The sequence below is a fragment of the Alloalcanivorax venustensis ISO4 genome (genome assembly GCF_015356855.1).
Taxonomy (GTDB): Bacteria; Pseudomonadota; Gammaproteobacteria; order Pseudomonadales; family Alcanivoracaceae; genus Alloalcanivorax; species Alloalcanivorax venustensis.
The window spans coordinates 1-9,970 of record NZ_ARXR01000024.1 but is presented as its reverse complement, the minus strand read 5'-3'; the positions used below and the strand labels follow the sequence as shown (position 1 = coordinate 9,970).

The window sequence follows — 9,970 nt, the reverse complement described above, 5'->3', positions numbered from 1 at the left end:
ATGAAAAAATATTTGCTTGCCGTTGCACTGATGTTGCCGCTTTTCGCCCAGGCCGAAGGCCGTACCGGGGTGGTTGACCCGATCGGCGCTTTGCAGGAAGCCAAGGAATTCCAGGACCGTTTCGGCAAACTGGAATCCTCGCTGAAAGACGAACAGAACCGTCTCGACCGTCTCGGCGGTGAGGTGGAGAACCTGCGCGGTCGCCTCGAAAAAGAGGGCATGACCATGAGCGAGGACGAGCGCGAGCAGCTGCAGACCCAGGGTCAGCAGAAGATGATCGAGTTGCAGAACCTGCGTCAGTCCGCACAGCGCAAGCTGAATAAGGGCCAGCAGGAGATCCTTCAGGTGATGGAGCCCAAGCTCAAGCAGGCGGTGGAAACCGTGGCCGAGCGGGAAAACCTGGATATGGTGCTGAACGCCCAGGCGGTGGTCTACGTGAAGTCCGACATGGACATCACCGAGGCCGTCACCAAACAACTCAATTCGATGAAGTAATCGGATGCCTGTGACAGCACCGAAGACGGTCCGCCTCGACGTTCTTGCCCGGGAACTGGGCGCCGAGCTGCACGGACCCGGCGACCTGGAGGTCACCGGGCTGGGTACGCTGGGCGCCGCCGGCCCGGGCCAACTCACGTTTCTCGCCAACCCCCGCTACCGCGCGCACCTGGAGAACAGCCGGGCCGGCGCCGTGTTGCTGCGCGCCGACCAGCTGGACGTCTGTCCGGTGGCGGCGCTGGTGGTGAAGGATCCCTATCTGGCGTACGCCAAGGCCAGCCACTTCTTCGACACCGCTTCGGTGCCGGCGGCCGGTGTTCACGCGGCGGCCTGCGTGGCCGAGGACGCGGTGGTGCCGACCTCGGCCTCGGTGGGTCCCAACGCGGTGATCGAAGCCGGCGTGGTGCTGGGCGAGGGCGTGGTGATCGGCGCCAACAGCGTGGTGGGCGCCGGCAGCAGCCTGGGCGACGGCTGTCGGATCTGGCCAAATGTTACAATTTACCATGGTGTCCACATCGGGCCGCGCTCTATCATACACGCCAATTGCGTCCTGGGTGCCGACGGCTTCGGCTTTGCGCCCACCGCGTCCGGCTGGAGCAAAATCGCCCAGGTGGGTGGGGTGCGCATCGGCGCCGACGTTGAAATCGGCGCCGGCACCACCGTTGACCGGGGTGCGATCGACGACACGGTGATTGGCGACGGCGTGATTCTGGACAACCAGATTCAGGTGGCGCACAACGTGGTGATCGGTGATCACACCGCGGTGGCGGGCAAGGTCGGCATCGCCGGCAGCAGCCGGATCGGCGCCTATTGCATGATCGGCGGCGCCGCCGGGATCTCCGGGCATCTGGAGATCTGCGACAAAGTGCAGATTCTCGGCATGTCGCTGGTGTCGCGCTCGATCACCGAACCGGGCACCTACGGGTCGGCCCTGCCGGTGGACAAACAGGACCGTTATCGCCGGAACGTGGCCCGTTTCCGGCATCTGGATGAACTCTACCGCCGGGTCCTCAAGCTGGAACGCGACGCCGAGTAGCTCGGCCGCGGGCGGCGGCCAGCGTCACTTTTGGAAAACACAATCATGATGGATATCCATGAGGTGAGGGAGTATCTGCCTCACCGCTACCCTTTTTTGCTGGTCGACCGCGTGGTTTCGGTCGAGCCGGGCAAACGTATCGAAGCCTATAAGAACGTTTCCATCAACGAGCCGTTCTTCAACGGTCATTTCCCCGACGAGCCGATCATGCCCGGCGTACTGATCGTCGAGGCGCTGGCCCAGGCGGCCGGCATTCTCGGTTTCGTGACCGCCAACAAAAAGCCCGCCGACGGCTTTATCTACCTTCTGGTGGGCACCGACAAGGCGCGCTTTAAACGGCCGGTGGTGCCCGGTGACCGGCTCACGCTGCACGCGGAGTGGCTCACCCTGCGTCGTAACATCGCCAAATTCTCGTGCCGCGCGGAAGTGGACGGTAAGGTGGTCGCGGTTTCCGACCTGCTGGTGGCCGAGCAGCGTAGCTGATCCGTTGATGGGGCCGTCGCCGTCGGCGGCGGCCTCGCGTATACTCCAGCACACCAAAACGCCAGGGCAAAAGCGCATAACAATGACTCACCCCGCAGCGATTCATCCCACAGCCATTATCGATCCGACGGCGGAGCTGGACCACGACGTTCAGGTCGGTCCTTACTCCATCATCGGGCCCCGGGTGCGCATCGGCGCGGGCACCGTGGTCGGACCGCATGTGGTGATCAACGGCCCCACCGTGATCGGCAAGAACAACCGCATTTTCCAGTTCGCGTCCGTGGGCGAGGACTGCCAGGACAAGAAGTACAAGGGTGAACCGACCCGCCTGGAGATCGGCGACAACAACGTTATCCGCGAGCATTGCAGCATTCATCGGGGCACCGTTCAGGACCAGAGCCTGACCCGCATCGGTGATAACAACCTGCTGATGGCCACCGTCCACGTGGCGCACGACTGCATGATCGGCAACGACAATATTTTCGCCAACACCACCGGCATCGCCGGCCATGTGCACATCGGCGACGGTGTGATCCTGGGTGGCATGACCGGCGTGCATCAGTTCTGCCGCATCGGCTCCTACGCCATGACCGCCGGCTGCAGCCTGGTGCTCAAGGATATCCCCGCCTTCGTAATGGTCAGCGGCAACCCGGCCGGCGCGCGCAGCATGAACTTCGAGGGCATGCGGCGGCGCGGCTGGGATGCGGATGTGGTGGCCACCCTGCGGCGCGCCTACAAGACCGTCTACCGCCAGGGTCTGACCCTGGAGCAGGCGCTCGCCGAGCTTGAGCCGCAGGTGGCGACCTGCCCGCAGCTGGCCATGTTCGTGGACTCCCTGCGCGCTTCGGAGCGCGGCATTACCCGCTGATAGGGCGCTGTTATGAACTCCTCTCCGGCGCCTCTCATTGCTGTGATCGCCGGCGAGGCGTCCGGGGATCTGCTCGGCGCCGGCCTGATCGGCGCCCTGCGCGAGCGTTTCCCCGACGCCCGCTTTATCGGCGTGGGCGGCGAGAACATGGCCGCCGCCGGCCAGCATTCCCTGTTCCCTATGGAAAAACTGTCCGTCATGGGCATCACCGAGGTGATCGCCCATCTGCCGGAACTGTTCCGCCTGCGCCGCCGACTGGTGGACGACCTGCTGGCGCGGCGCCCGGACGTGGTGATCACCATTGATTCCCCGGATTTCACCCTGGGCGTGGCCAAACGGGTCCATGCCGCCGGCTTGAAGACCGTGCACTATGTCAGCCCCTCGGTGTGGGCCTGGCGCCAGGGCCGGATCAAAGGCATCCGCCGGGACATCGACCTGATGCTCACCCTGTTCCCGTTCGAGGCCCGTTTCTACCAGGAACACGGGGTGCCGGTGGCGTTCGTCGGCCACCCCCTCGCGGACATGATCGAGCTGACCGTGGACGCCGCCGCCGCCCGGGCGGAACTGGGGCTGGCTCCCGAGGGCCCCTTACTGGCGGTGCTGCCGGGCAGCCGGGGTGGGGAAGTGGCGCAACTGATGCCGGAATTCCTGGACGCCATGCAGCGGCTGCACCGGCACCGGCCGGCGCTACGCTTCGTGATTCCCGCCGCCAACGCCGCCCGGGGCGAACAGATCCGGGCGGCGCTGGCCGCCGCGCCGGCGCTGCCGGTGACCGTCACGGACGGCCGCAGCCGCACCGTGATGGCCGCCGCCGACGTGGTGCTGATGGCGTCCGGCACCGCCACCCTGGAAGGCCTGTTGCTGAAGAAGCCCATGGTGGTGGGCTACCGGCTGGGCGCGGTCACCTTTGCGATCGTCTCACGGCTGGTGAAAAGCGAGCATGTGGCACTGCCCAACCTGCTGTGCCGCAAACGGTTGGTGCCGGAGCTGGTGCAGGACGCCTTCACCGGCGCGGCCCTGGCAGAGGCGGTTCAGGTCTGGTTTGATAGTCCCGAGCGGGTGGCCGCCCTGGAGGCGAATTTCACCCGGGTCCACGAGCAGTTGCGGGGCGGTGCCAACGACAAGGCCGCCGACGCCATCGCGGCGTTGCTGGCCCCGGGTACGGGAACCCAAGACCATGCATGATCCGTTCGCCGAATACGGCCTGGCGGAGCCGTTCATCCCGTCCAGCTTCGACTGTTTTCCGGGCATGCATCTGGCCGGGGTCGACGAAGTAGGGCGCGGCCCCCTGGTGGGGGCGGTGGTCACCGCCGCGGTGGTGCTGGACCCGGCCCGGCCGGTGCCCGGCCTGGCGGATTCCAAGACCCTCAGCGCGCCACGCCGCGAGGCCCTGGCCGAGGCGATCCGCGAGCAGGCGCTGGGCTGGGCCCTGGGCCGCGCCGAGCCCGAGGAAATCGACCGGCTGAATATTTATCATGCCACCCACCTGGCCATGGTGCGCGCCGTGGAGGCGCTCGCCCTGCGCGTCGACGCGGTGCTGGTGGACGGCAACCGGGGGCCGCGCTTCGCCTGCCCGTCGCAGCCCGTGGTAAAGGGGGACGGGCGGGTGCCGGCCATCGGCGCCGCCTCGATCCTCGCCAAGGTGGCCCGCGACCGGGAAATGGTGGCGCTGCACGAGCGTCACCCCGAATATGGCTTCGACCGCCACAAGGGGTACCCCACCAAGGTGCACCTGGCGGCCCTGAAAACCCATGGTCCGCTGCCGTACCACCGCCGCTCCTTCGCGCCGGTGGCGGCATTGCTGACAGGAGCTGGAAGTGACTGATCCCCGCTTTGTACACCTGCGCGTGCACACCGACTACTCCCTGGCCGACGGGGTGGTGCGCGTCAAGGAACTGGTCAAGGCCTGCGTCGAGCAGCGTATGCCGGCGGTGGCGGTGACCGACGAAAACAACCTGTTCGCCCTGATCAAGTTCTACTCCGGCGCCATGGGCGCCGGCGTCAAGCCGCTGATGGGCGCCGATCTCTGGGTGCAGGCGGACGACCCGGAAGACGCCCCTTACTACCTGTGCTGCCTGGTGCAGAACGAAACCGGTTACCGCAACCTGACCCTGCTGATCAGCCGCGCCTGGCAGAGCAACCAGCACCGTGGCCGGGCGATGATCCGCCGCGAGTGGCTGCTGGAGCTCAACGAAGGGCTGATTCTGCTGTCCGCCGCCCGCGCCGGCGACGTGGGGCGGCTGCTGGTGTCGGAGAAGACCGCCGAGGCCACCGAGCGGGCCCGCGAGTACCAGCAGGTGTTCGGCGACCGCTTCTATCTGGAAGTGCAACGCACCGAGCGGCCCGGCGATGAGCAGTGCCTGCACGCCACCGTGGCCCTGGCGGCGGAGCTGGGCATCCCGGTGGTGGCCACCAACGATGTGCGCTTTATCGACCGCGACGATTTCGAGGCCCACGAAGCGCGGGTGTGCATCCACGACGGCAACACCCTGGATGACCCGCGCCGCACCAGGAAGTACTCCGAACAGCAGTATCTGAAAACCGCCGATGAAATGGCGGAGCTGTTTTCGGATCTGCCGGAAGCCCTGGAAAACACCGTCGAGATCGCCCGGCGCTGCACGCTGGACATCCGCCTGGGCGAGAACTTCCTGCCGGAGTTCCCGATTCCCGAAGGGCTGACCCTGGAGGAGTACTTCGAAAAGGTGGCCCAGGAAGGGCTGGAAAAGCGGCTCGCCGGCATTCTCGACCCGGACGCGCCGGATTACGCGGAACGGCGCGCCGAATACGATCAGCGTTTGCAGTTCGAGCTGGGCATCATCAACCAGATGGGGTTCCCCGGCTACTTCCTGATCGTTGCCGACTTCATTCAGTGGGGCAAACAGCACCAGGTGCCGGTGGGGCCGGGCCGGGGTTCCGGCGCCGGCTCGCTGGTGGCCTACGCCATGGACATCACCGACCTGGACCCGATCCAGTACGACCTGCTGTTCGAGCGCTTCCTCAACCCGGAACGGGTCTCCATGCCCGACTTCGACGTCGACTTCTGCATGGAGAAGCGCGACCGGGTGATCAACTACGTGGCCGACAAATACGGCCGCGACGCGGTGAGCCAGATCATCACCTTCGGCACCATGGCCGCCAAGGCGGTGGTGCGCGACGTGGCGCGGGTGCAGGGCAAGCCCTACGGCCTGGCGGACCGCCTCTCCAAGATGATTCCGGGCACTCCGGGCATGACCCTGAAAGCGGCGCTGGAGCAGGAAGAGCCGCTGCGCGAATTCCTCGAGGACGACGGCAATTCCGACAAGGAATCCGCCAACGAAATCATGGAGATGGCGTTCAAGCTCGAGGGCCTGACCCGTAACGTGGGCAAGCACGCCGGCGGCGTGGTGATCGCCCCCGGCAAGCTCACCGACTTCGCGCCGCTGCACTGCGACGAAAACGGCGACAACCTGGTCACCCAGTACGACAAGGACGACGTGGAAGCCGCCGGGCTGGTGAAGTTCGACTTTCTCGGCCTGAAGACGCTGACCATCATCGACTGGGCGGTGAAGGCCGCCAACGTGCGCCGCGAACGGGAAGGCGAGGGCCCGCTGAGCATCGAGCGCATCCCGCTGGACGACAAGCCCAGCTTCGACCTGCTCAAGAAGGGCGACACCACCGCCGTGTTCCAGCTGGAAAGCCAGGGCATGAAAGAGCTGATCAAAAAGCTCAAGCCCGACCAGTTCGAGGACATCATCGCACTGGTGGCGCTGTACCGGCCGGGCCCGCTCGAGTCCGGCATGGTGGACAACTTCATCAACCGTAAGCACGGCCGCGAGCCGGTGTCCTACCCGGATGTGAAGTACCAGCACGAATGGCTCAAGCCGATTCTGGCGCCCACCTACGGCGTGATTCTGTACCAGGAACAGGTAATGCAGATCGCCCAGGTGCTGGCCGGCTACACGCTCGGCGGCGCGGACCTGCTGCGCCGGGCCATGGGTAAGAAAAAACCCGAGGAGATGGCCAAACAGCGTGAGATCTTCGAGTCCGGCGCCAAGGAAAAAGGCATCGAGCCGGACCTGGCGATGAAGATCTTCGACCTGGTGGAGAAGTTCGCCGGCTACGGCTTCAACAAATCCCACTCCGCCGCCTACGCGCTGGTCGCCTACCAGACCGCCTGGCTGAAAGCCCATTACCCGGCCGAGTTCATGGCGGCGGTGATCTCCGCCGATATGCAGAACACCGATAAAGTCGTGACCTTTATCGATGAAAGCAAAAACATGGGCCTCAGGGTGCTGCCGCCGGACGTGAACTCCTGTGGCTACCGCTTCACCGTCAACGCGGAAGGCGACATCATCTATGGCCTGGGCGCCATCAAGGGCCTCGGCGAAGGCCCGATCGAGGCGATCGTCAGCGCCCGCGGCGACAACGGCGAGGAGCGGGCCTTCGAGGACCTGTTCGATTTCTGCCGGCGCATTGATCTGAAGAAGATCAACAAGCGCTCCCTGGAAGCGCTGGTGCGCGCCGGCGCCCTGGACAAGCTGGGGCCCAACCGGCATTTCCGCGACCGCGCCGTGCTGATGGCCACGCTGCCGGACGCCATCGCCGCCGCCGAGCAGGACGCCCGCAACCAGGAAGCGGGCATGATGGACCTGTTCGGCGGTGGCGAGGACGAGCACGCCCCCGCCACGGCGGTGGCCTGGAAGCCCGGCCGCGACTGGAACGACGACATCCGCCTCAACGGCGAGAAAGACACCCTGGGCCTGTTCCTCACCGGCCACCCCATCGACCAGTTCGAAGGGGAGGTGCGCCAGTTCGTCAGCAGCCGCCTGAACAGCCTGCAGCCCACCGCCAAGGGCGAAGCCGCCACCGTCGCCGGCCTGGTGGTGGCGTTGCGCATCACCCGCAGCAAACGCAGCGGCGAGCGCATGGGCTTTATCACCCTGGACGACAAAACCGGCCGGGTGGAGGTGTCGGTGTTCGGCCGCACCTTCGCCCAGTACGGCGAGCGCATCCAGAAGGACGCCTTGCTGGTGGTGCGCGGCGGCGTGCGCATGGACGACTACACCGGCGGCTTCAACCTGGTCGCCGATGAGGTGATGGACATCTGCCAGGCGCGGGAAATGTTCGCCCGCCGCCTGCGGGTCAGGGTGCCGGTGGACGACGCCTTGCCCGACACCCTCGGTCGCACCCTGTCGCCGTACCGCGCCAACGGCAACGGCGGCGGCACCCCGGTGACGCTGCAACTGGCCCACCGGGAGGCGGACGCGGCCATGGCCCTGGGCGACGACTGGAAGGTGATTCCCCACCAATCGCTGATGGACGACCTGCGGGGGCGTTATGGGGACAGCTCGGTGACGCTGGAATATTGAGCCCGGTAACAACTTGCAACCATAGCGCGGGGCGGGCCGCTCGACGCTGTCCCGGCCTTGGCGCTACACTTACCCCACCAAAGAAAGGGGTGCCCTATGAATCCGAATTTCCTCGAATTTGAACAACCCATCGCGGAATTGGAAGCGAAAATCGAGGAACTGCGTCTCGTCGGCAGCGGCAGCGACGTCAATATCTCGGAAGAAATCGGTAAGCTGCAGGAAAAGAGCATCACGCTCACCGAAAACATTTTCGGTAACCTCAGCCCCTGGCAGATTTCCCAACTGGCGCGCCACCCCAAGCGTCCCTACACCCTGGATTACATCCAGCGCCTGTTCGGCGGCTTCGACGAGCTGCACGGCGACCGGTCGTTTTCCGACGATCCGGCGATCGTCGGCGGCGTCACCCGCCTGGACGACCAGCCGGTGATGGTGATCGGCCACCAGAAGGGCCGCGAGGTGAAGGAAAAGGTGCGCCGCAATTTCGGCATGCCCAAGCCCGAGGGCTATCGCAAGGCGCTGCGTCTCATGGAGATGGCGGAACGCTTCAAGATGCCGGTGCTCACCTTTATCGATACCCCGGGCGCGTTCCCGGGCATCGACGCGGAAGAGCGCGGCCAGTCCGAGGCCATCGCTCGCAACCTGCGGGTGATGTCGCAATTGAAAGTGCCGATCATCGCCACGGTGATCGGCGAGGGCGGCTCCGGCGGCGCGCTCGCCATCGGCGTTTGCGATCACCTGCAAATGCTGGAGTTCTCCACCTACTCGGTGATTTCCCCGGAAGGCTGCGCGTCGATTCTGTGGCGCAGCGCCGACAAAGCGCCGGAGGCCGCCGCCGCCATGGGCCTCACCGCCGGCCGCCTGCACGAGCTGGGTATCGTCGATCAGGTGGTCAAGGAACCGCTGGGCGGCGCCCACCGTGACTACGATCAGGCCGCCGATGCGGTGCGCCGTAATATCAGTGAGCAACTCGACGAGCTGCGCGGCCTGGCCGTGCCGGACCTGGTGGAGCGCCGCTACCAGCGTCTGATGAGCTACGGCAACGTGCTCACCGACCCCGCCGACGAATAAACCGCCGGCCCCGTGCCGGCGGCCCGCGCCATGCCACCCGTTGATCCCGATGTCTCCGCCGATCTCGCCACCACCGTGCGGAGCCTCGCCCGCCGGGCGCCCGCCGGCCCCCTGTGGCTGGCGTTCAGCGGCGGCCTGGATTCCACCGTGTTGCTGCATCTGCTGGTCCAGGCCGGGCTCGGCCCGCGGCTGTCGGTGGTGCATGTCGATCACGGTCTGCACCCGGACAGCGAGCGCTGGGCGGCGCACTGCGAAGCGGTGGTCAGCGCGCTGGCGCTGCCGTTCTTCCGTGAGAGCGTCAACGTGGCCGGCCGCGCGGGCCTGGAAGCCAACGCCCGCGCGGCCCGTTACCAGGCGCTCTGCCGGCTGGCCGGCGACGCCACCCTGATCACCGCCCACCACCGTGACGACCAGGCGGAGACCCTGCTGCTGCGCCTGCTGCGCGGCGCCGGCGCCACCGGCCTGGCGGCGATCAGCGAGCACAGCCGGCGCGGCAGCACCCGCCTGTCCCCCGCCTGTGGCGGCCGCTGCTCGGCGTCTCCCGCGAGACGTTGCGCGGGCTGGCGGAGCAGGGCGGCTGGTCGTGGGTCGAGGACCCCAGCAACCGGGCGCTGCACCTCGACCGCAATTACCTGCGCGCCGAGATTCTGCCGCGCCTGCGCCTGCGCTGGC

Annotated in this window: 9 protein-coding genes and 1 pseudogene; all 10 read left to right on the top strand. The window is 66.4% G+C overall.

All coding sequences use genetic code 11. The annotated features are described in order from the left end of the window. Entirely contained in the window at window positions 1-495 is a 495-nt protein-coding gene (locus tag ISO4_RS12565; protein WP_142949945.1) for an OmpH family outer membrane protein, read from the top strand. A gap of 4 nt (window positions 496-499) precedes the next feature. Further along, window positions 500-1,531, top strand: a complete 1,032-nt coding sequence (gene lpxD, locus ISO4_RS12560) for a UDP-3-O-(3-hydroxymyristoyl)glucosamine N-acyltransferase (RefSeq protein WP_194856453.1) — start codon at window positions 500-502, stop codon at window positions 1,529-1,531. A 48-nt stretch (window positions 1,532-1,579) separates the two neighbouring features. Next, window positions 1,580-2,014: a 3-hydroxyacyl-ACP dehydratase FabZ gene (gene fabZ / locus ISO4_RS12555; RefSeq protein ID WP_456151257.1), complete on the top strand. Its 435-nt coding sequence runs from the start codon at window positions 1,580-1,582 to the stop codon at window positions 2,012-2,014. 82 nt (window positions 2,015-2,096) lie between these two features. Beyond that, window positions 2,097-2,882, top strand: coding sequence for an acyl-ACP--UDP-N-acetylglucosamine O-acyltransferase (lpxA, locus tag ISO4_RS12550; RefSeq protein WP_194856451.1), 786 nt, complete (start codon window positions 2,097-2,099; stop codon window positions 2,880-2,882). A gap of 12 nt (window positions 2,883-2,894) precedes the next feature. After that, on the top strand, window positions 2,895-4,067 hold the full coding sequence (lpxB, locus tag ISO4_RS12545) for a lipid-A-disaccharide synthase (RefSeq protein ID WP_194856450.1): 1,173 nt from the start codon (window positions 2,895-2,897) through the stop codon (window positions 4,065-4,067). Continuing rightward, window positions 4,060-4,707 (top strand): ribonuclease HII, encoded by a 648-nt coding sequence (gene rnhB / locus ISO4_RS12540; protein ID WP_194856449.1) that lies wholly within the window; start codon window positions 4,060-4,062, stop codon window positions 4,705-4,707. The genes lpxB and rnhB overlap by 8 nt, the downstream gene beginning before the upstream one ends. Beyond that, window positions 4,700-8,230, top strand: coding sequence for a DNA polymerase III subunit alpha (gene dnaE, locus ISO4_RS12535; RefSeq protein ID WP_142949939.1), 3,531 nt, complete (start codon window positions 4,700-4,702; stop codon window positions 8,228-8,230). The genes rnhB and dnaE overlap by 8 nt, the downstream gene beginning before the upstream one ends. A gap of 96 nt (window positions 8,231-8,326) precedes the next feature. After that, a complete protein-coding gene (locus ISO4_RS12530) occupies window positions 8,327-9,298 on the top strand; it encodes an acetyl-CoA carboxylase carboxyltransferase subunit alpha (RefSeq protein WP_142949938.1) in 972 nt (323 codons plus the stop codon). 30 nt (window positions 9,299-9,328) lie between these two features. After that, window positions 9,329-9,793, top strand: a pseudogene (gene tilS / locus ISO4_RS12525) (tRNA lysidine(34) synthetase TilS); the annotation flags it as partial. A 56-nt stretch (window positions 9,794-9,849) separates the two neighbouring features. Continuing rightward, window positions 9,850-9,970: hypothetical protein (locus ISO4_RS17315; RefSeq protein ID WP_407647931.1), on the top strand; the 121-nt coding region annotated here is incomplete at its 3' end.